The organism is Haloactinopolyspora sp., assembly GCF_027324685.1.
Classification (GTDB): Bacteria; Actinomycetota; Actinomycetes; order Jiangellales; family Jiangellaceae; genus Haloactinopolyspora.
The window spans coordinates 43,123-63,683 of record NZ_DAHVSH010000048.1 but is presented as its reverse complement, the minus strand read 5'-3'; the positions used below and the strand labels follow the sequence as shown (position 1 = coordinate 63,683).

19 protein-coding genes and 1 rRNA gene are annotated in these 20,561 nt (G+C 70.8%); 17 read left to right on the top strand and 3 right to left on the bottom strand.

Translation table 11 applies throughout. The features are described from left to right. From rrf to M6444_RS06510, 4 genes are all read left to right on the top strand, one after another. Positions 1 to 110: ribosomal RNA gene (gene rrf / locus M6444_RS06525) — 5S ribosomal RNA — on the top strand; the annotation flags it as partial. Between the two features lie 531 nt (positions 111 to 641). Beyond that, positions 642 to 968 carry a hypothetical protein gene (locus M6444_RS06520; RefSeq protein ID WP_298324479.1) on the top strand — a complete coding sequence of 109 codons (327 nt, stop codon included), beginning with the start codon at positions 642 to 644 and terminating at the stop codon, positions 966 to 968. Further along, positions 950 to 1,612 carry a hypothetical protein gene (locus M6444_RS06515; protein WP_298324476.1) on the top strand — a complete coding sequence of 221 codons (663 nt, stop codon included), beginning with the start codon at positions 950 to 952 and terminating at the stop codon, positions 1,610 to 1,612. Before M6444_RS06520 ends, M6444_RS06515 begins: the two co-directional genes overlap by 19 nt. A gap of 180 nt (positions 1,613 to 1,792) precedes the next feature. Continuing rightward, positions 1,793 to 2,179, top strand: a complete 387-nt coding sequence (locus M6444_RS06510; RefSeq protein ID WP_298324473.1) for a single-stranded DNA-binding protein — start codon at positions 1,793 to 1,795, stop codon at positions 2,177 to 2,179. Positions 2,180 to 2,237: 58 nt separating this feature from the next. Here M6444_RS06510 and M6444_RS06505 read toward each other — a convergent pair whose 3' ends face one another. Next, entirely contained in the window at positions 2,238 to 3,515 is a 1,278-nt protein-coding gene (locus M6444_RS06505) for a DUF1015 domain-containing protein (protein WP_298324470.1), read from the bottom strand. A gap of 55 nt (positions 3,516 to 3,570) precedes the next feature. On the opposite strand from M6444_RS06505, the gene M6444_RS06500 reads away from it, so the two are divergent. The 5 genes from M6444_RS06500 to recN all read left to right on the top strand — a co-directional run bounded on the left by M6444_RS06500 (position 3,571) and on the right by recN (position 8,430). Beyond that, a complete protein-coding gene (locus tag M6444_RS06500) occupies positions 3,571 to 4,578 on the top strand; it encodes an HAD-IIA family hydrolase (protein ID WP_298324467.1) in 1,008 nt (335 codons plus the stop codon). Positions 4,579 to 4,671: 93 nt separating this feature from the next. Further along, complete coding sequence (locus tag M6444_RS06495; RefSeq protein WP_298324464.1) at positions 4,672 to 4,860, top strand: hypothetical protein; 189 nt, start codon at positions 4,672 to 4,674, stop codon at positions 4,858 to 4,860. A 4-nt stretch (positions 4,861 to 4,864) separates the two neighbouring features. After that, on the top strand, positions 4,865 to 5,668 hold the full coding sequence (locus M6444_RS06490; protein ID WP_298324460.1) for a TlyA family RNA methyltransferase: 804 nt from the start codon (positions 4,865 to 4,867) through the stop codon (positions 5,666 to 5,668). 12 nt (positions 5,669 to 5,680) lie between these two features. After that, positions 5,681 to 6,577: an NAD kinase gene (locus M6444_RS06485; protein ID WP_363326263.1), complete on the top strand. Its 897-nt coding sequence runs from the start codon at positions 5,681 to 5,683 to the stop codon at positions 6,575 to 6,577. A gap of 107 nt (positions 6,578 to 6,684) precedes the next feature. Beyond that, the gene (gene recN / locus M6444_RS06480; RefSeq protein WP_298324454.1) at positions 6,685 to 8,430 is read left to right on the top strand and encodes a DNA repair protein RecN; all 1,746 of its coding nucleotides are present in this window, start codon (positions 6,685 to 6,687) and stop codon (positions 8,428 to 8,430) included. Positions 8,431 to 8,452: 22 nt separating this feature from the next. On the opposite strand, the gene M6444_RS06475 is transcribed toward recN, so the two are convergent. Continuing rightward, positions 8,453 to 9,796 carry a hypothetical protein gene (locus M6444_RS06475; protein WP_298324451.1) on the bottom strand — a complete coding sequence of 448 codons (1,344 nt, stop codon included), beginning with the start codon at positions 9,794 to 9,796 and terminating at the stop codon, positions 8,453 to 8,455. 223 nt (positions 9,797 to 10,019) lie between these two features. Here M6444_RS06475 and M6444_RS06470 point away from each other — a divergent pair, with 223 nt between their 5' ends. From M6444_RS06470 to M6444_RS06440, 7 genes are all read left to right on the top strand, one after another. Continuing rightward, positions 10,020 to 10,409, top strand: coding sequence for an SHOCT domain-containing protein (locus tag M6444_RS06470; RefSeq protein WP_298324448.1), 390 nt, complete (start codon positions 10,020 to 10,022; stop codon positions 10,407 to 10,409). 114 nt (positions 10,410 to 10,523) lie between these two features. Further along, on the top strand, positions 10,524 to 11,708 hold the full coding sequence (gene steA, locus M6444_RS06465; protein WP_298324482.1) for a putative cytokinetic ring protein SteA: 1,185 nt from the start codon (positions 10,524 to 10,526) through the stop codon (positions 11,706 to 11,708). Position 11,709: 1 nt separating this feature from the next. Then, positions 11,710 to 12,711 (top strand): copper transporter, encoded by a 1,002-nt coding sequence (locus M6444_RS06460; protein WP_298324445.1) that lies wholly within the window; start codon positions 11,710 to 11,712, stop codon positions 12,709 to 12,711. Then, positions 12,708 to 13,568, top strand: a complete 861-nt coding sequence (locus M6444_RS06455) for a hypothetical protein (protein WP_298324441.1) — start codon at positions 12,708 to 12,710, stop codon at positions 13,566 to 13,568. Before M6444_RS06460 ends, M6444_RS06455 begins: the two co-directional genes overlap by 4 nt. Positions 13,569 to 13,581: 13 nt before the next feature. After that, positions 13,582 to 15,228, top strand: a complete 1,647-nt coding sequence (locus tag M6444_RS06450) for a lipid II flippase MurJ (RefSeq protein WP_298324438.1) — start codon at positions 13,582 to 13,584, stop codon at positions 15,226 to 15,228. Beyond that, positions 15,225 to 16,316, top strand: a complete 1,092-nt coding sequence (locus tag M6444_RS06445; protein WP_298324435.1) for a glycosyltransferase family 4 protein — start codon at positions 15,225 to 15,227, stop codon at positions 16,314 to 16,316. Before M6444_RS06450 ends, M6444_RS06445 begins: the two co-directional genes overlap by 4 nt. 428 nt (positions 16,317 to 16,744) lie before the next feature. Further along, positions 16,745 to 18,418 carry a CTP synthase gene (locus tag M6444_RS06440; protein ID WP_298324431.1) on the top strand — a complete coding sequence of 558 codons (1,674 nt, stop codon included), beginning with the start codon at positions 16,745 to 16,747 and terminating at the stop codon, positions 18,416 to 18,418. A 9-nt stretch (positions 18,419 to 18,427) separates the two neighbouring features. Here the strand turns inward: M6444_RS06440 and M6444_RS06435 are convergent, their stop codons facing one another. Then, positions 18,428 to 18,967 carry a TetR/AcrR family transcriptional regulator gene (locus M6444_RS06435; RefSeq protein WP_298324429.1) on the bottom strand — a complete coding sequence of 180 codons (540 nt, stop codon included), beginning with the start codon at positions 18,965 to 18,967 and terminating at the stop codon, positions 18,428 to 18,430. Between the two features lie 70 nt (positions 18,968 to 19,037). Here M6444_RS06435 and M6444_RS06430 point away from each other — a divergent pair, with 70 nt between their 5' ends. Next, entirely contained in the window at positions 19,038 to 20,561 is a 1,524-nt protein-coding gene (locus M6444_RS06430; RefSeq protein ID WP_298324427.1) for an MFS transporter, read from the top strand.

The following is a 20,561-nucleotide window of genomic DNA, read 5'->3' as shown; positions in this document are numbered from 1 at the left end:
GTCATAGCGAAGGGGAAACGCCCGGTCCCATTCCGAACCCGGAAGCTAAGCCTTTCAGCGCCGATGGTACTGCCCTGGAGACGGGGTGGGAGAGTAGGACGCCGCCGGACAACAACCACAAGAGGGTCCCCGTTCCCCTTTTGCTTTGTTCTCATACCGAGAACGAAGCGAAAGGGGAGCGGGGACCCTCTTCCTTTTGCTACACACAATCGCTTCCCGCCGAGGGGTGGGAAAGTCAGCGGCCGCGCCGTTGGCGGCCGGCCCGTCGCGCCCAGGTCGAAGCCGAGGGCAGGTAGACGCTGGGGGATTGTCGTAGTCAACGAGCGTGATGGCGGTCGGTATCTCGATGACCGGCATCCGGTCGGCGTCGGAGACAAGGCGTCCAGGGCATTGCTCATGTTCAAAACCCTCAGGCGTCATCAGTTGTCGGGTTGATCGGCCAGTTCGACGATGTGGTCGAGGACCTCAGCGATGCCGAGCAGGCGCGCGCGGTCGAGCGGCGAGAGTCGGTGTCGGCACACCAGCCGAGCCCGCCGACCCGGTGCGGACGCACGGACAATAGGCTCGAGCCAGGAAATGAGGAGGATCATTGATGGCTGGGCGGGACCGCCCTCGAGGGCCTCGACCGTCAGGCGGGGGAGATGACCGGCGCCGTGGTCGTGACGGCGAGAACCGATCCGATGGACGACCCGGCGGCAGGGGAGAAGGACGCGGAGCCACCGGCAGGCCGGGCGCAGCTCGAGGCCGTGGCGGCCGCGCGGGCTCCGGTGGTGAGCCGCGTGGCCGAGACCGCGACGAGCGCCGAGGCCGGCCTCGTGAAGCGCCCAGCGACGCTGCCGGTCAGCGTGGCGGCAAGCACCCTCGATCCGGTGCTGAGCGACGCGATGGTGGCGATCGCGCCGGCGATGGGCGCGGAACAGCCCGTTCCGCAGAGAAGCCGCCGGAGCCGGTGGTCGACGACGATGTGACCGGCCGGGAACTGGACCAGGAGATCCGCGACGAACTGTCGGCGTTGTCCGGTCCGATGGCCGCGCACGTGGCGCGTCACCTGGTCATGGCGCAGCGGTTGCTGGACGCCGACCCGGCTCGCGCGCACGAGCATGCCATGGCGGCGCGTCGGCGGGCTGGGCGAATCGGCGTGGTGCGAGAGGCCGCGGGGGTGACGGCGTACCGGGCCGGCAGGTACTCCGAGGCGCTGGCGGAGTTGCGCGCTGCCCGGCGCATGACCGGATCGGCGGAGTACTTGCCGATGATGGCCGACGCTGAACGCGGACTGGGCCGTCCGCAGCGTGCTCTGGACCTCGCGCAGGACCCAGCTGTCACCGGTTTGGACACACCGACTCGGATCGAGATGTTGATCGTGGCGGCCGGAGCTCGGCGTGACATGGGCGAGAACGAGGCCGCGGCCGCGGTCTTGCAGGTGCCCGAGTTGCGTTCCACGGCGCAAGAAGCGTGGGTGGCGCGCCTGCGCTACGCCTACGCCGATGCGTTGCTGGGCGCCGGGCGCCAGCAGGAGGCGCGCCGGTGGTTCGTGCGGGCAGCCGAGGCAGACGTCGACCACGAAACCGACGCCGAGGATCGGGTGGCACAGATCGAAGCCGACGGCGACTGACAGTGTGATTCGCCGGCCGGCGAGGTCGATCCAGCACCGCAGGCGGCGGTGACTTTTCCACAGGTCGTCTGAGCCAGGTGGACTGTCCACAGATCGCGTTCGGCCGGGTGTGGCGCAGCGCCAAGACGTCGATCATGGGACCGGAATCCCTTGAACGACGGTTGTGAAGGAGCTTCGCCGATGACGACGACGACCGAGGTGCCTGTCGCCGAGCACTGCAACGAGGTCCGGCTGGTGGGCCGGGTGGCCGCCGAGCCGAATGTGACGGTGATGCCCAGTGGCGACGAGCTCGTCACCGCCCGCCTGGTGATCGAGCGTCCGCGACCACCTGCCGGGCGTGGAAAACGACGTCAGGTGGACACGGTCACCTGCGCGGCGTGGTCGCCGGTGCTGCGCCGGCGGCTGCGGATCTGGAATCCGGGAGACACCGTGCAGGTCACCGGGGCGCTACGGCGACGTTTCTGGCGCGGTGAGTCCGGTGCGCGTAGCCGCTTCGAGATCGAGGTCGTGACCGCCGAGCGGCTGGCCCGCGCACCGCTGGAGGCGCCGGCCGACCCCCAGGGGTGAGGCCTGCTTCGGTCCGGCGATTCACCAGCCGAGGCCGTGCACCGAAAGGCTCGGTCGGTCACGTGTGCGCGGCGTCGACCTGGCGCATGAGCAGGCCGGTCCACGGCTTCGGGCCGAACGAGGTCGACTTTCGCGGCATCCGCACCCCCGCGGTGGCCAGCGTGAGCACGTCGGTCAGCGCCGGCGGCCGAACGAGTATCGCGATGCCGGCCGTACGCGTGGCGGTGTCCACGGCGTCGGCGGGGTCATGGTGGTAGCCGACCCGGTCATCGGCGTCGCTCAGGGACCAAAGGCGCTCGAGCAGCACGTCGGTCAACGCCGCGGCATCGATACGCCGCCATGTCGGGTGCCGGTCCGGCGGAAACGCGGCTGTGGGCAGCTCGCCTCCGGCCGGGCGCAGCAGGACGTGCCGGGCGCCGTCGCTGACGAGGAACGCCATGCGGGTCTCGGCGGTGAGAACGCCCGATAAGTCAGCGGCCGGATCGATGGCGGTGTCGATGGCGGTGTCGTCGAACAGCTCGCTGGCCAACGTCACGGCGTCGTCGAGGCCCAACCCGGCGATGCTGCGGTGGACACCGCGAAGTTCCAGAGGGTGGCGGGCGGCGTCGACCAGCAGGGCGAGCCCGCGGTCGGTGCGGCCTGGTGCGGGCGCGGCCTCGTGCACGGCATGGTAGGCGGCGAATCTGTGGTGGCCGTCAGCGATCAGTGCGCTGCGGGGGGCGAGGTCGTCGGCCACCGTGGTCAACGACGCCGGGTCGGTGACCCGCCAGATCCGGTGGCAGGTACCGGTGTCGGTGACGACCTCCTGGTCCGGTGGCTGTCGCGCGACGGCGTCGACGACGTCGCTGGCCGCGCCATCACCGTCGTAGGTCAGCAAGATCGGTTCGAGTTGGGTGCCGGTAGCTCGCATCAGGGCGGCACGGTCGGCTACGGGGCCGGCGAAGGTGTGTTCGTGCGGTAGCACCGGGCCCTGGACACCGACGCCGCCGACGAGCCCGATCGCGGTGTGGCTGTCGGTTCGATGCTCGTAGACGTACAAGGCGGGTTCGGGATCGGTACGGAGCACGCCGGAGGCGACCCAGCTCCGAAGACGCGTCGCGGCGCGGCGGTACCGGTCGTCACGCTCCCGGGAACCGTCTGGTCCGCCGTCACCCGGTTCGCCCCGGGGAAGGGTGAGGTGGACGATGTTGTGCGGATCGGCGGCCTCGAACCGCTGGAGAGCGCGGTCGTCGATGACGTCGTAGGGCGGGCAGATCACCCGCCGCAGATCGATGTCCGCCGCGTAACGCGTGGCACGGAACGGGCTAAGCCGCAGCACGTGCCGATCATGGCTCACCCGACGAATGCTACGTACGGCGGGGATGCTTGTGGGCGCCTGCGAGGATGGGCGCGTGTCTGAGTTGACCCGGATCTACGACGTGGCCTTGCTCGACCTGGACGGCGTCGTCTACATCGGTGAGCACCCCGTCGACCACGCGCCCGAAGCGCTGTCGTCGGCGCGAGATGCCGGAATGAAGCTGGCGTTCGTGACGAACAACGCCTCGCGCCCGCCCGAGGTCGTCGCCGAGCACCTTGTCGACATCGGAGTGCAGGCGGCGCCGTCGGAGGTCGTCACCTCTGCCCAGGCGGCAGCCCGGGTCCTGGCCGAAAAGCTCGAGCCGGGGACGAAGGTCCTGGTCGTCGGGGGCGCTGGGCTCGAGGCAGCCTTGCAGGAGCGTGAGTTTCGCCCGGTGCGTCACCTCGCCGACGAGCCTGCCGCCGTGGTTCAGGGCTTCGATCCCAGCGTCGATTGGTACTCGCTGGCCGAAGGCTCCTATGCCGTGGCGTCCGGTCTGTTGTGGGTGGCGACGAACGTCGATGCGACGATACCGACGCCGCGCGGGCGGGCTCCGGGCAATGGCGCCCTGGTCGACGCCGTGCGTACCGCCAGCGGCCGTGACCCTGTGGTGGCCGGCAAGCCGGAGCCGCCCATGCACCGTGAGGCGATCGCGCGCTCGGGCGCACGGCGGCCCCTGGTGGTCGGCGATCGGCTCGACACCGACATCGAAGGGGCCAACGCTGCTGGAGCCGACAGCCTGCTGGTGCTCACCGGCGTCACCGACGCCGTCGAGCTCGTCTTGGCTCCGCCCCGGTTACGTCCGACGTTCGTCGGTGCCGACCTGCGCGCGTTGCATCACACCGCCGAAGCGCTGAGCGTCGCGGCCGGGCAGAACGCCACCGGCGGCTGGCACGCTGTGGTGGACGGCGACGAGCTCCGCCTGTCACGTCAGGTACCGGGCGCCCAGAACGGCGACATCGACGCCCTCCGGGCCGCCTGCGGGGCGGTGTGGGCGGCCGAATCGGTACCGCCCTCGGCGGTGCGTGCTGCGTTGGCCGGCGCGGGCTGGGCGGAGCGTTAGAGACTTCGCCGTCCGCGTGAACGTCATCGTCGCGGGCCTCGCGGCCACTCTAATGACCGACGACGGGGGCCAGGCGTACTAGCGTTGGTCGTCATGGACGAACAATCGGATGCCGACGCGGCGACGGGCGATCCCCACATGGACGAAGCTCTGCGTACGCTGCGGTTGCTCGACGAGCGGCCGGTGCACGAGCACGCTGCCCTCGTCGAGAGCGTCCACCAGGCCTTGCAGGAGCGGCTGGCCGCCGACGACGAACCACACCCGACCGACGAGGAAGGCTGAGGCCGTGGCCACTCGGCGACGTCTCGATCAGGAACTGGTGCGCCGCGGGCTGGCCCGGTCGCGTGAGCACGCCGCCGATCTGGTCGCCGACGGCCGGGTCCTCGTCGGCGGGCGGGCCGCGACGAAAGTGGCCACTGCCGTCGAGCCGGCTGCGGCGCTGCTGGTGAAGGAGATCGAGGACGGCGAGGAGTACGTCTCGCGAGGCGGGCACAAACTGGCCGGAGCGCTCGACACGTTCGAGCCGCTCGGGCTGTCGGTCCGCGGGCGCCGCTGTCTGGACGCCGGCGCGTCGACCGGCGGGTTCACCGACGTGTTGCTGCGTCGTGGCGCTGCCGCCGTTGTCGCCGTCGACGTCGGATACGGGCAGCTGGCCTGGTCGCTACGGTCGGATCCGAGGGTCACCGTCCTGGACCGGACGAACGTGCGGGATCTCACGCCCGACATGGTCGGCGAGGCGGTGGACGTGGTCGTCGCCGACATGTCGTTCATCTCGCTGCGCCTGGTGCTCGCGCCGCTGTACGCCGTCTGCGCGCCCGGTGCCGATCTGGCGCTCATGGTGAAACCACAGTTCGAGGTGGGCCGCGAGCGCGTGGGCAAGGGGGGCGTGGTCCGCGACCCGGACCTCCGCGCGCAGGCGGTGCTGAGCGTGGCTCGCGCCGCCGCCGACGTGGGCCTCGGCGTCGCCGGCGTGACCGCCAGCAGCTTGCCCGGCCCGTCGGGCAATGTCGAGTACTTCCTGTGGCTGCGCGCGGACGCCGCCGAGGTCGACCCGGCAGACGTCCATCGCGCCGTCGACGAGGGGCCTTGAGTGAACAGAAATGTGCTGCTGGTCACCCACACCGGGCGCGAAGAGGCGCGGCAGGTCGCCAAGGAAGCCGCTCATCGGCTGACCGAGGCGGGCATCAAGGTACGGCTGATGGCCGAAGAGCAATCCGAACTGGGCATCGACGACCTTCGCGACCGACACGACGCCAGCGTCTTCGCCGACGGCGACCCGCGCGCGGCCGAAGGCTGCGAGCTCGTGGTCGTCCTCGGCGGCGACGGAACCATCCTGCGCGGCGCCGAGCTCGCCCGCGCGTCGGGAACGCCGATCCTCGGGGTGAACCTCGGCCACGTCGGCTTCCTCGCCGAATCCGAGCGCGACGATCTCGGCTACACCGTCGACCACATCGTGCGGCGCAGCTACGCCGTCGAGGAACGCATGACCGTCGACGTCGTGGTCCGGAGCAACGGCCACGTGGTCGCGGACGGTTGGGCGTTGAACGAGGCGACTGTCGAGAAGGCCAGCCGGGAGCGGATGCTCGACCTGGTGGCCGAGATCGACGGCCGGGCGCTGTCACGGTGGGGCTGTGACGGCGTGGTGATGGCCACGCCCACCGGGTCGACGGCCTACGCCTTCAGCGCCGGCGGCCCGGTGGTCTGGCCTGATCTGGAAGCGTTGCTCATGGTCCCCATCAGCGCGCATGCCCTGTTCGCCCGGCCGATGGTCGTCTCGCCGTCGTCCGAGCTGGCCGTCACCGTGCAGCCACGCACGCCCGGGGCGGTCCTGTGGTGCGACGGTCGCCGCGCGGTCGACCTGCCCACCGGCGCGCGCGTCGAGGTTCGCCGCGGCGAACATCCGGTCCGGCTGGCGCGCCTGCACGAGGCGCCGTTCACCGACCGTCTCGTCGCCAAGTTCGCGCTGCCGGTCGAAGGTTGGCGTGGAGCGCGGTCGTGACAGGCTTCGGGATCGTCCACGCCGCCTGCTCGTCGGTCAGCGAGGTGGCGCAGCCACTAGGGTGGGCAGCGGCCGCGAGGGAGTCGTCGTGCGTAGGGTGAGCTGTCGTGCTTGAGGAGATCCGCATCCGTGGCCTGGGCGTCATCGACGATGCCCAGCTCGAGTTCGGCCCCGGGCTCACGGTGGTCACCGGCGAGACCGGCGCGGGGAAGACGATGGTGCTCACCGGCCTGGGCTTGCTCATGGGCGGACGCGCCGACGCGGGCGCGGTCCGCTCGGGTGCCGAGCGCGCCGTCGTGGAGGGCACCGTCACCGTCTCCGACGACAGCGAGGTCGTCGCCCGCGCGTTGGACGCCGGTGCGGACGTCGAGGACGGTGAGTTGCTGCTGAGCCGAACCGTGCTGGCCGGCGGGCGTTCGCGGGCCCACGTGGGAGGGCGCAGCGTCCCGGTGAGCTTGCTGACCGAGCTCGCCGACGGGCTGGTCGCCGTGCACGGGCAGAGCGATCAGCATCGGCTGCTTCGTCCGTCCACCCAGCTCGACGCCCTTGATCGCTACGCCGGCACAGCGGTCACGAGCCAGCTGGAGACCTACGTCGATCGCTACGCCCGGCTGCGTGCCGTGGAAGCCGAGCTCGACGAGGTGACCAGGTCGGCCCGGGAACGCGTGCACGAGGCCGAGTTGTTGCGGGTCGGCCTCAGCGAGATCGAGGACGTCGACCCGCAGCCGGGCGAGGACGTCGCGCTGCAGGCCGAGGAAGAACGCCTGGCCCACGCCGACACCCTGCGAACCGCGGCCGAAACCGCGCATCAAAGCTTGTCGGCCGACGACATCGTGGCCGACCAGGCCGACGTGGCGGGCCTGCTGGCCCGGGCCCGGAACGCGCTGGAAGCCGAACGCTCGCACGATGAAGAGCTCGCCTCGCTGGCCGACCGGCTTGCGGAGGCGTCGTACTTGATCAGCGACGTCGCGACGGATCTGGCGTCGTATGCCTCGAGTATCGAGACCGACCCGGCTCGTCTGGCGCAGATCCAGGACCGCCGCGCCGCGTTGGCCGCTCTGGTGCGCAAGTACGGCGATGCCGCGGAGGAGGCGGGCTCCGGTGAGGTGCCCGCCTCCGGCGTCGACGCGGTGTTGGAGTGGGCGCGGCGCGGGTCACTGCGGCTGCTCGAACTCGATGGCGACGACGAGCGTGTCGCTACGCTGAGCAAGGAGAAAGAGGCGCTGCTCGCCGAGCTCGGTGAGCTGGCGGCCGGTATCACTGCGGCCCGCCGGGACGCCGCGGCCCGATTCGCCGACGATGTGGGACACGAGCTCGCGGCGCTGGCCATGCCGCATGCCCGGATCGTCGTCGATGTGCGTGAGCGCGACACGCTCGGACCCACCGGGGCCGACGAGGTCGAGATCCTGTTCAGCGCGCATCACGGTGCTGCACCCCGATCCCTGGACAAGGGGGCCTCGGGCGGTGAGCTGTCGCGGTTGATGCTGGCCATCGAGGTCGTGTTCGCCGGGGCGGACCCCGTACCCACGTTCGTCTTCGACGAAGTCGATGCGGGGGTGGGCGGCAAGGCCGCGGTCGAGGTCGGGCGGCGGCTGGCCCGACTCGCCCGCCACGCTCAGGTGCTCGTCGTCACCCATCTGCCACAAGTCGCGGCCTTCGCTGATCACCACTTGAAGGTGGTGAAAGCCGACGACGGGCGGGTGACCAGCAGCGGCGTGGACAAGCTCGACGACGAAGGCCGGGTCAGCGAACTGTCGCGCATGCTCGCCGGCCTCGAGGATTCCGCCTCGGCGCGGGCACACGCACAGGAGCTGCTCGCGACGGCGGCGGCGTCGAAGGAGTCGGCGTCCTGATCTCGGCCGCCGGGCCCAGCGATCACGTCGGCGCCGCCGGTGTAGGGGGCGGCGTTCCGGGGCCCGGCGAATCGACGTCGGCGCCGATGACCTCCACCGCGGCGACGATCACGGTCGCGACGAGGGCGATGCCGACGATGACACCGGCGCTGGGGTAGGTCCAGAAGGCGAAGACCAGCACCGCCGCAGTGGCGACGGCGATCTGTACGGGCCGCTTGTGGGCGCGGATCCACTCGGGCACCGGGCCAGTGCGCCAGGCGTGCCGACGGCCGAGCTCACTCAGCCGGGTCAGGCCCCGGCGGGCGGCGACCGCCTGGCGAGACGAGCCGGTCAGGTAGGCCGCGAGTGCCAGGACGAGGCCGAGGACGAGCACGGCGCGCAGCGTGTTGCGCAGGAAGCCGACGAGTTGGTCGAAGACCGCGACGGCTGCGTCCCGATCGACCGAGGATGGAAGCGCGTCGAGGTAGAGCGGGCGAGCAAGTGCCAACGTGCCCGCGAGGACGAGCATGGACACCGCGACCGCGACTCCGGTGACGATCAATGCCCGGCGGCGCTCGCGGGCGATGAGCACAGCGGAGGCGAACGTGACCGCCGCCAGGACGGGCAGCCACGCGCCCAGGACGTCGACGCCGCGGAAGACGCGTTGCGCCGTCGTGATGTCGTCGGAACGGAACAACACGAACTCCGAGTCGACAGCCGGGATCTGGTTGGCCAGCCCGAACCCGGCGTCGACGAGACGGGCTTTGACCTGCGCGATGAACGGCGCGAGGTTGATCGTCACCGTGTTGTCGTCGACCTGTAGTCCGGCCGAGCTTCGCTCGCCGGTCAACAGGGCGACCAGGTTCGCGTGTGCGGCCTCGTTCGCGGTCCGCCACGCCTGGGCGAATCGGTCGCTGGCGACGATGTCCAGGACGCGATCGTGCACGAATCCTTCGACTCCGCCGGCGATCGGCTGGGCCAGCCCTTGTAGTGAGGTCGTCACGACGGGTCGCGCTCCGCGGTCGGCCAGCACGACGGCGGCCTCGTCGACGAGTTCGGCGACGTCGATCCTGGTGAAGATCTCGGTCGTGATGCGGTTCGCGAGCGCCTGCTGGACGGCCGGGTCGTGGGCCAGCGGCGCCACTGTGTCGACGTAGCGGTCGGTATCGGTGACTTCCGATCGCAGCCATACGGCTGCAGTGCCGCCGATCAGCAGCACGCAGCCGATGATGCCCACCAGCGCGGCTACCCAGGCGCGCCAGCGCTGGCGCGCTGCCGGCAGCTGTGCGCTCTGCGTCGTGGCGACGCTGGCGCGCAGCGCGTTCACCTCGGCACGCAGCCGCTCGAGCTCGGCCCGTTCGTCGGCGTCCAGGTGATGTTCGGGCATGATCGTCCATCCCTAGGAGCCGCGAACCTCGTCGTGCGTACGACAGCGAGCATGCGCCACGGCGTGCGCCACGGGATCACCCGCACCGGGTGATCCCGCGCTGAATCACCCGCGGCGGGTGAAGCCACGGCCTGGCGGAGCAGCGAGGCTGGGCGATGGCACTGAGGTGCGGTGCCGCTTGGATTGGCCCACGGCTGGCCGTGAGCCGAGCGAAGGAGTCGGCATGGACGACTACCCCCTGCTGGAGCTGTTCCTCACGATGCTCTGGTTCTTCTTCTTCGTCGCCTGGATCTGGCTGTTGATCACCCTCGTCGCCGACATCTTCCGCAGCCACGATCTGTCGGGATGGGGCAAGGCGCTGTGGACGCTGCTCATCGTGATCTTGCCGGTCCTCGGTGCCCTGATCTACCTGATCGCGCGCGGCGAAGGGATGGCCGAGCGGCAGGTGCAGGATTACGAGCGCCGGGAGCAAGAGTTCCGTAGCTACGTCCGTGACGCCAGCAGCAACGGCGCCAGCACGGCGGAGGAGTTGACGAAACTGGCCCGCCTGCGCGACGGCGGCGTGATCACCGCAGAGGAGTTCGAGGCGCAGAAGACCAAGCTGCTGACCTGACCGTGCCACGGCGGCACGTGAGCCGGACACCGTCGCCGAGCATCACGTTGCCGCAACACGCATGGACCGATGCGGTGTTGCGGGCCGGAACATGGCAGGATTCGGCCAGTGAGGATGTCTGCTCTGCGCCGTGGTCGGCCCGATGACTTACCCGGAGTCACCGGCGTCGTTCGGCTCGATCACCGCACCAAGGACCTCACGAAACGGCTCAAGCCCGGCGAGATCGCCGTCATCGACCATCTCGACCTCGACCGCGTCAGCGCCGAGGCGCTCGTCGCCTGCGCGGCCGGGGCCGTGGTGAACGTACGCCCCTCGGTCAGCGGGCGGTACCCGAACCTCGGCCCGGACATCATCGTGCAGGCTGGGATCCCGCTGGTCGACGACGTCGGGCCGGACCTGTTCAACGCCGTGCGTGAAGGTGAAACGCTGCGAGTCGACGGCGACACGATCTATCGCGACACCAAGACCGAAGCCGAGGTCGTCGGTTCCGGCATCCGGCACGACCGCGAAAGCCTCGCCAAGTTGATGGGCGACGCCCGCGAGGGGCTGTCCGCCCAACTCGAGGCGTTCGCCGCCAACACCATGGAGTACCTCAAGCGCGAGCGTGAGCTGCTGCTCGACGGCGTCGGCGTTCCGGAGATCCGTACCGACATCGAGGGCCGCCACGTCCTCATCGTGGTGCGCGGGTACGACTACAAGGAAGACCTCACCGCCCTGCGGCCCTACATCCGCGAGTACAACCCGATCCTGATCGGTGTCGACGGGGGAGCAGACGCGCTGCTGGAAGTCGGCCTCGAACCGCACATCATCGTCGGCGACATGGACTCGGTGTCCGACGACGCGTTGTCCAGCGGGGCGGAGCTGATCGTGCACGCCTACCGCGACGGGCGCGCTCCCGGACTGGGTCGCCTGGAGCGGATGGGTCTGTCCGGGGTGCCCTTCGCCGCCACGGGCACCAGCGAGGACATCGCGATGCTGCTGGCTGACGACAAGGGTGCCAGCCTGATCGTGGCCGTGGGGACGCACGCCACGTTGGTCGAGTTCCTCGACAAGGGCCGCTCGGGGATGGCCAGCACGTTCCTGACCCGATTGCGGGTGGGCAGCAAGCTCGTCGACGCCAAGGGCGTCAGCCGGCTCTACCACAGCCGGATTCCGGGATGGATGCTCGTGGTCTTCGTGATCGCCGGCATCGTGGCGGTGGCGGCGGCGCTGTACTCCACGCCGACGGGCCGGGCTTATCTCGACATCTTCGGTTCGTGGTGGGACCGTTTCTACTTCTGGCTGCAAGGGCTGTTCTGACGTGATCGACTTTCGATATCACCTGGTCTCCATCATCGCCGTGTTCTTCGCGCTGGCCGCGGGCATCGTGCTCGGCGCAGGCCCGCTCGGCGAGACGGTGGACGACACACTGGCCGACCAGACGTCGACGCTGCGCGAAGAGAACCGCAACCTGCGCGAGCAACTCGCCGAGAACGAGGCCGACCAGGAGTACCAGGAGCTCTTCCTCGAAGAGGTCACCCCGCGTCTGGTCAACGGACAGCTCGAGGGCACCGGTGTCGCGGTCATCGCCCTGCCCGGCGCCGAAGAGGACACGGTGACCGCGGTACGCGACGCGCTGTCCAGCGCCGGCGCCACCGCCGAGCTGACCGTTCGCATCGAGCCGTCGTGGACCGACCCGGACTCGGAGGCCGTACTCGACGAGCTGGCCACCGAGCTCGTCTCGTCCGGTACCGAGCTGCCTGAGGATGCCGACGGCTACGAGCGCGGTGCGGCCGTGCTCGCCTCCGCCTTGATGGCCGTGCCCGCCGACGAGCCAGGCGCCGCGCACGAGACCGTCGACACCGCGGCGGTCACCGCGTTCGAAGAGTCCGAGCTCATCCGGCTGGAACAGGACGCCTCGGTCGCACCCACGATGGCGGTCATGATCGCCGGGCCGGTCTCCGGCGACGACGCCGAAGCACGACTCGACATCCTGTCCCGCCTGGTCGCGCGCATCGATGCCGCTGGCGCTGGTGGCGTCGCGGCGGGGCCGGCGTCCACCGCCGAGGCCGGGCTGCTCGCCTCCATCCGTGACGGCGGTGACGTGGCCGAGGCGGTGTCCACCGTGGACTCGGTCGACCTGCCCAGCGGACGCGCCGCGGTCGTCTTCGCGCTCAGCGAGCAGGAATCTGGCGGCACCGGCCACTACGGCGTGGTGGGCGAGACCGACGGCGCCCTTCCGCCGGTACCCGACGCTCCGGCGACGCCGAACGACTCCGAGTCACCGGGCTCCGGCAACGGTGACGGAGGCGGTGGCGAATGACGAAGCGCTCGCGCGTGTTCGGGACCTTGCTGGCTGCTGGCGCAGCTGGGGTCGGCACCTGGCTGGCCGCGCGGCGGCTGACCGCCGATCCGCCCGGAGACCGGGCGACGTGGCAACGCAAGAACTTCCGTGGCAGCGAGGTCTCGCTCACCGGCGGCCCGGCGTTGGTCGCAGGGGCCGCAGCCGGTGTGGCCGTGGCGCCGGGGCTCACTCCGCGGGTGCGCGCGAGTGGGCTGGCGACGACGCTGGCCGTGGGTTCGGTGGGGTTGCTCGACGACCTCGCGGCGGGGATCGACCCGGCCGGCCGCCTGGGGCGCTTGGCCGGTGACACCAGTAGCAAGGGACTGCGCGGGCACGTCAGTGCGCTGAGCCAGGGCGAGATCACCACCGGGGTGGTGAAGATCGGCGTGATCGGTCTGGCCGGCGCCGCCGGTGCCGCGCTGGTGAGCGACAACGCCGTCGACGCGGTGATCGGCGGTGCGGCCGTGGCCGGGCATGCCAACGTGGTCAACCTGCTCGATCTGCGCCCCGGCCGGGCGAACAAGGCCGCTGTCTTGCACGCACCGCTGGTGCTGGCCGGTCCGGGGCGCGCGCTCGGGGCCGCCGCGTTGGGCGCTGCCGCGGCGAGCCTCCCGGACGACCTCGGCGAACGCGCGATGCTGGGTGACTGCGGCGCGAACACGCTCGGTGCGCTGCTCGGCCTGGCGCTGGTGGCGCGTGAAGGCCGCCGGGCCCGGCTGGTTCATCTGGCGGTCGTGACAGCGCTGACCTTGATCAGTGAGAAGGTCAGCTTCACCAAGGTCATCGAGGGCACGCCGGTCCTGCGCGAGATGGACGGCCTCGGCCGCAGGCCGTAGGTCCGGAGACGTCGTGAACGCGCGTCGGGTCGCCACCGGGGCGACGGCCGGCATCGCCGGAGGTGCGGCGCTGATCGCCGTGATCAGTGTGGCCGCCCGGGTCGCCGGCTTCGGCCGGCAGCTGGTGTTCCAGTCCCAGGTCGGCGCGACCGTGCTGGGCAGCGTGTACGCCACGGCGAACGCCATCCCGAACGTCGTGTTCGAGATCGTCGCCGGCGGTGCGCTGGCCAGTGTCGTGGTGCCGCTCTTGGCCGCGGCCGCGCAGCGCGGCGACACCGAACACGTCCGGACCACGGTGTCGGCACTGCTCGGCTGGACCCTGCTGCTGCTCGTCCCGGTCGCGTTGATCGGCGTCGTGCTCGCCGGGCCGGTCATGGAACTGATGCTGCGCGGGCAAGGCGGCGAGGCGGGCGCGCAGGCCGGGCGGTCGATGCTACTGCTGTTCCTGCCGCAGATCCCGCTGTACGGCATCGCTGTCGTCACCGCCGGAACCCTGCAGGCGCACCGCAGGTTTCTCGCCGCGGCCGCGGCACCCGTGGTGTCGAGCGTGGTCGTGGCTGCGGCGTACCTGGCCTTCGGGGCGATGTTCACCGGTGACGCCGACGACCTGTCGTCGCTCGACCGCGGCAGCGAGCTGGTCCTGGCCGGCGGTACTTCGCTGGGGGTGCTGGCGCTCGCCTTGACCACACTGCTCCCGGTTTTGATCAAGGTGACCGGGCTGCGCCCGACGCTGCGTTTCCCGCCCGGGGTGGCGCGCCAGGCGGCCGGGCTGGCCGGAGCCGGGCTGATCACCCTGGTCGCGCAGCAACTGGCGTACGTGACGTCGTACGTGACGTCGAACGCGCATGCCGCGGTCGGCGGCGCCGTCACGTACCTCAATACGTGGATGGTGTACCTGCTTCCGTACGCGGTGCTGGCCGTCCCGATCGCCACGGCGGCCTTCCCGCGGCTGTCCGAGCACGCCGAGCACGACCACAGCGCCTACGCTCGCATCCTGTCCGAGTCGACTCGGGCGGTGATCCTGGTGTCGACGGCCGGAGCGGGCGTCCTGGTCGCCGTGGCCTGGCCGGTGGCGCGGTTCTTCAGCACACTCGACTTCGGTGATGCCGCGAGCCCGGACCGGATGGCGTGGGCCTTGGTGGCCTTCGCGCCGGGCCTGATCGGCTACGGCCTGATCGCCCACCTCGGCCGCGCGCTGTACGCCCGCCGCCGGGGGCGGACCGCGGCCGCGGCGACGTCGGCCGGCTGGTTGCTCGTGGTCGTGCTGGCCGTGGTGCTCACCGCCGTCGTGGCGGCTGGGCGGGTGACGGCGGCGCTCGGCGTCGCGCACACGGCCGGCATGAGCTTGGCCGGGATCCTGCTCGTGGCGGGGGTGATCCGCGATTCGGGACGACCGGCGGTGCGCGGTGTCGGTCGGACCCTCGCGTACTCGCTCGTGGCCGGCGGTGCCGGCGCCGCGGTGGGGTGGATGATCGCCGCCGCGTTCCCGGCTGACGGCGCGGCTGTGCAGGTGCTTGCCGGGTTCGCCGCGGCGGTCGCCGTGGTGGTCGTGATGGCCGGCGGCCTGTGGGTGGGCCTGCGCCGGGAACTGATCTCGCTACTGACTCGCCGCGCTTCGCGCTCGGACGAGCCGGAGGCACGGATAGGAGACGACACATGAGGCTCACGATCGTCGTCGGGATGACGGCCGGGGGAGTCGGCGCACATGTGCGCTCGCTGGTCGAGCGACTCGGCGATCTCGGAGTCACCGTAGGCGTGGCCGGACCGGCTGAGACCGAGGAACATTTCGGTTTCGTCGCGGCGGGAGCACGGTTCGTGCCGGTGGCCATCGGCAGCGCGCCGAACCCGCCGGCCGATCTGGCCGCCGTACGCGCCCTGCGGCGCGCGTTCGCCGGCACCGACGTCGTCCATGCCCACGGGCTGCGTGCCGCCGCGCTGTCCGGGCTGGCCCTGGGGCGGCGCCGACCGGGGCGGACGCCGCTGCTGGCCACGTGGCACAACGCCGTGCTGGGCTCCGGGCCGCGGCGCGCGGTCCTCACCGGTCTGGAACGCCTGGCCGCCCGACGTGCCGACATCACGCTGGGCGTCTCCTCCGATCTTGTCCGCCGGGCGCGGGAGCTCGGCGCGCCGGACACCCGCGTGGCCCCGGTGGCCGCGCCGGTGGTTCAGCCCCCGGCCCGCGACAGCGAGGCGGTACGTGCCGAGCTCGGGGCCGAGCAACGTCCACTGCTGCTGGCCGTCAACCGGCTGGCCGAGCAGAAAGGCATGGACACGCTGCTCGCCGCGGCGCGGGTCTGGCACGACCGACAGCCGCGGCCGTTGACCGTCGTGGCCGGTGACGGGCCGGAGCGCGCCCGGCTGCAGCAGATCATCGACGCCGACGGGCTCGACGTCCGGCTGCTCGGTACCCGGCGGGACGTGCCGGACCTGCTTGCCGCTGCCGACATCTACGTGCTGACGTCGGTGTGGGAAGGGCGGCCGCTGGTGATCCAGGAGGCGATGCAGACCGGCCTGCCGGTGGTGGCGACCGCCGCCGGCGGCGTACCGGAGCTCGTCGGCGACGGCGCGCTGGTGGTGCCGGTCGGGGACGCCGCGGCGGTGGCTCGCCATGTCACCGCGCTGCTGGACGATCCCCGCCGGCGCGAGGAGATGTCGGCGCGGGCCAAGGCACAGGCGGCCGAGTGGCCCGACGAAGACGACAACGCCCGACTCGTGGCGGACTTGTGCGCCGAGCTCATGTCGCGGTGACCGTGATCGACAGGGGACCGGCCGACACCTGGACTCAGGCTTGCCGAGCCCCTGTCGATCACCCGGGGATGAGATCCCGCCCCCACCGGCCGCGAGTCCGGCGGGGGCGGACTTGACCACCACGGGGGAAAGTGGCCGCTGTCAAACGTACCCGATCAAGATCGTCGCGCGACCGGATTCACGAAAGTCGGGACGAAGTTTCCCCATTCGCCGTGCGCACGATCCGGCGGCGACACCGGCGCGTTCGGTGTCACGAGCGAATCGGCGGCTGGTAGCCTGGAGGTCCGTGGAGACAAGGCCGTTGCGCGATCCGTCGTCGCGGCCGGACCGACACCGGCGCCGGCGGGTTTCACTGCCGCAGCCGTGCCAGCACGAGGCTCGCCCGGTAGATCGGACCGAGCCGACAGGACAGACCACGGGAGCCCTCCTTGGCGTTGCAGCCGACCACCCACGTGTTCGTCACCGGAGGAGTCGCCTCCTCCCTCGGTAAGGGGCTCACGGCCTCGTCGTTGGGCAGCCTGCTCACCGCGCGCGGGCTGCGGGTGACGATGCAGAAGCTCGACCCGTACCTCAATGTCGACCCGGGCACCATGAACCCGTTCCAGCACGGTGAGGTGTTCGTCACCGAGGACGGCGCCGAGACCGATCTCGACGTCGGTCACTACGAGCGGTTCCTCGACCGCGACCTCAATCGCTTCGCCAACGTCACCACCGGGCAGGTCTACTCCGACGTCATCGCCAAGGAGCGGCGCGGTGAGTACCTCGGCGACACCGTCCAGGTGATTCCGCACATCACGAACGAGATCAAGGACCGCATGCTCGCCATGGGCGACGGCGACGTCGACGTGGTCATCCACGAGATCGGCGGCACGGTCGGCGACATCGAGTCGCTGCCGTTCCTCGAGGCGGCCCGGCAGGTGCGCCATGACGTCGGCCGGGAACGCTGCTTCTTCCTGCACGTCTCGCTCGTGCCGTACCTCGCGCCGTCGGGGGAGCTGAAGACCAAACCGACCCAGCATTCGGTGGCCGCGCTGCGGCAGGTGGGTATCTCACCCGACGCCATCGTGTGCCGGTCGGACCGGCCGATCCCCGACGGCGTCAAGCGCAAGATCTCGCTGATGTGTGACGTCGACCTCGAAGCCGTCGTGGCCGCCGTCGACGCCCCGTCCATCTACGACATCCCGAAGGTGCTGCACTCCGAGGGCCTCGATGCCTACGTGGTCAAACGCCTCGGGCTGTCCTTCCGCGACGTCGACTGGACCGCCTGGGACGAGCTGCTGCGCCGCGTGCATCATCCACGTCACGAAGTCACGGTCGCCCTGGTGGGCAAGTACGTCGATCTGCCCGATGCGTACCTGTCGGTCACCGAGGCGCTGCGCGCGGGCGGCTTCGCCAACGACGCACGGGTACGTATCCGCTGGGTACCCTCCGACGAGTGCGCCACCCCCGAGGGCGCCGCTGCCCAACTGGGCGACGTCGACGGCGTGTGCATCCCGGGCGGGTTCGGCATCCGTGGCATCGAAGGCAAGATCGGGGCCATCCGCTACGCGCGCGAGCAGCACGTCCCGACGCTGGGCTTGTGCCTGGGACTGCAGTGCATGGTCATCGAGTACGCCCGGGCCGAGGCCGGCCTCCCGGAAGCCAGCTCGTCGGAGTTCGACCCGGACACCCCGGCGGCGGTCATCGCCACGATGGAAAACCAGAAGGGCATCGTCGCCGGTGAGGGCGACCTGGGCGGCACCATGCGCCTGGGGTCGTACCCCGCGGTGCTGGCCGAGGGGACCCTGGTACGCGAGCTGTACGGCACCGATCGAGTCGCCGAGCGGCACCGTCATCGCTACGAGGTCAACAACGAGCATCGCGACCGCCTGCTCAAGGCCGGACTGGTCGTGTCGGGCACCTCGCCGGACGGCACGCTCGTCGAGTTCATCGAACTGCCGCGCGACGTGCACCCGTACTTCGTGGCGACGCAGGCACATCCGGAGCTGAAGTCTCGGCCCACCCGCGCGCATCCACTGTTCGCCGGGCTGATCGAGGCTGCGGTTCAGCGCCAGCAGGAGACGCGCCTGCCCGTCGACATCGAGCCCGCACCCACCTCCTGACGTCCAGGGTCAGGACGGCGCGGTGCCGGCCAGCTGCGCGAGCCGCTCGGCCATGGTGTCGAGCACGGACTGCTCGGGCAGCGGCAGATCGGCGAGCGCGCTGAGGTACAACCCGTCACCGACGAGCCGGACGATCTGCGCGGTGACGGGGTCGTCGATGCGCTCGGTCAGGATCTCCGCCCACCGGGCGAAGCAGTAGATGATCAGCCGCCGCGCCTCGGCGCTGGCGACGTCGTTGGTGCGCAACGCCGCGAGCAGCGACCAGAACAACGCGCGGTCCGGCGAACTGGGCAGCGAGGCACGCAGGTAGAACCCGACGACGTCGTCAGTGGTCGCAGCGCGCTCGAACTCCGCATCGGCTGCGTCGGCCAACCGCTGTGCCAGCCCGGTGATCAGCGCTTCCTTGGTGGGGAAGTGATAGAGCAGCCCGCCCTTGGAGACGTTCGCGGCAGCGGCCACCTTTTCGAGCGTGACGGCGGGCAGGCCTTGCTCGATGAGCAGCTGCTGGAGGGCGTCGAGAATGACGTCACGAGACGAGGGTCGCGGCACAGAAATCAGTGGCCTTCGTGAGGCGTTGGGCTTTACCGTCTGGACGGTACAGTTTACGCGAGGAGTCTCCATGCCTACGACATCGCCGTTGCGGCACCGTGCGCCGACCTCCCGGCGAGCCTGGGCCGCGCTCGCGGTGTTGTTGCTGCCGGTTCTGTTGATCTCGGTCGACTCGACCGTCCTGAGCTTCGCCGTGCCGCACCTCAGCGCGGACCTGGCGCCGACCGGGACCGAACTGCTGTGGATCGTCGACGTCTACGGCTTCATGATCGCCGGGCTACTGGTCACCATGGGGACCCTGGGTGACCGGATCGGACGCCGCCGGTTGCTGCTGATCGGCGCGGTGGCTTTCGGCGCGGCCTCGGCGATGGCGGCGTACGCGCCGTCGCCGGAGGTGCTCATCCTCGCGCGGGCCCTGCTCGGGGTGGCTGGAGCGACGCTCATGCCCTCGACATTGTCGCTGCTGCGCAACATCTTTCTCGACACGCGGCAGCGGACCCTGGCCATCGCGATCTGGGCGACGATGTTCTCCGTGGGCTCGGCGTTGGGGCCGGTGGTCGGCGGATGGCTACTGGGGCACTTCTGGTGGGGATCGGTCTTCCTGGTCAATCTGCCCGTGATGGCTCTGCTGCTCGTGCTGGCGCCTCTGCTGGTGCCGGAGTCGCGTGACCCGGAGCCGGGCCGCTACGACCTGGCCAGTGCCGGACTGTCCCTCGTGGCCATGCTGCTGGCGGTGTACGGCATCAAGAACCTGGTTGCGGGCGGGGTGGACCTTCTGTCGGCGGCCGCGTTGGTCGCCGGCGTCCTCGTCGGGTTCGTCTTCGTACGGCGCCAGCGCCGACTCACCGTCCCCCTACTCGACCTCGGCCTGTTCCGGCACCGGGCGTTCAGCGCGTCGACGGTGACCAACCTGCTGACCACGTTCGCGATCATCGGCGCGCTGTTCTTCATCACCCAGTACCTGCAGTTGGTGCTCGGGCTCGAGCCGATCGAGGCCGGCTTCGTGCTCGTGCCCGGGCTCGCCCTGGCCATCGTCACCGGACTGGGCGCGGTTCCGCTGATGCGGCGGGTCGCCACGGCGTGGCTGGTCTTCGCCAGCCTGCTGACCGTCGCCGCCGGGTATTCGCTCCTGACGCTCGTGGGCGCCGAGTCCGGCGTCCCCGTCGTGATGGTGGCGTTCGTGCTGATCGGCGGCGGTGTCGGGCTCGTGCAGACCATCACGAACAACCTGATCATGAACACGGTCGAGCCCGCCAAGGCGGGCGCGGCGGCGGCGGTGTCGGAGACGGCGTACGAGGTCGGCGGCGGTGCCGGTATCGCTGTGCTCGGCAGCGTGTTGGCCACTGTGTACGCCCGCACGTTGTCACCGGTGGACGGCATCGGCGACTCCGCGCTGGACCGCGCGGGCGAGACCATCGGGGGAGCCCAGGCGGTGGCTGGTGAGACCGGCGGCCCGGCCGGAGCAGCGCTGCTCCAGGTTGCGGGCGAGGCGTTCACCAGCGCGGTTCATGTGACGAGCATCATCGGGGCGGTGGTCGTGGCCGTGGCTGCCACGCAGATGCTCATCGTCCTGCGCCGCGCCGCGGTGCGGTGA

Bases quoted from the DNA above. Each gene is read 5' to 3' on its own strand.
- M6444_RS06510 (WP_298324473.1), top strand. From the start codon at position 1,793: ATGACGACGACGACCGAGGTGCCTGTCGCCGAGCACTGCAACGAGGTC.
- steA (WP_298324482.1), top strand. From the start codon at position 10,524: ATGTCTGCTCTGCGCCGTGGTCGGCCCGATGACTTACCCGGAGTCACC.
- M6444_RS06475 (WP_298324451.1), bottom strand. From the start codon at position 9,796: ATGCCCGAACATCACCTGGACGCCGACGAACGGGCCGAGCTCGAGCGG.
- M6444_RS06470 (WP_298324448.1), top strand. From the start codon at position 10,020: ATGGACGACTACCCCCTGCTGGAGCTGTTCCTCACGATGCTCTGGTTC.
- M6444_RS06445 (WP_298324435.1), top strand. From the start codon at position 15,225: ATGAGGCTCACGATCGTCGTCGGGATGACGGCCGGGGGAGTCGGCGCA.
- M6444_RS06495 (WP_298324464.1), top strand. From the start codon at position 4,672: ATGGACGAACAATCGGATGCCGACGCGGCGACGGGCGATCCCCACATG.
- M6444_RS06520 (WP_298324479.1), top strand. From the start codon at position 642: ATGACCGGCGCCGTGGTCGTGACGGCGAGAACCGATCCGATGGACGAC.
- M6444_RS06430 (WP_298324427.1), top strand. From the start codon at position 19,038: ATGCCTACGACATCGCCGTTGCGGCACCGTGCGCCGACCTCCCGGCGA.
- M6444_RS06455 (WP_298324441.1), top strand. From the start codon at position 12,708: ATGACGAAGCGCTCGCGCGTGTTCGGGACCTTGCTGGCTGCTGGCGCA.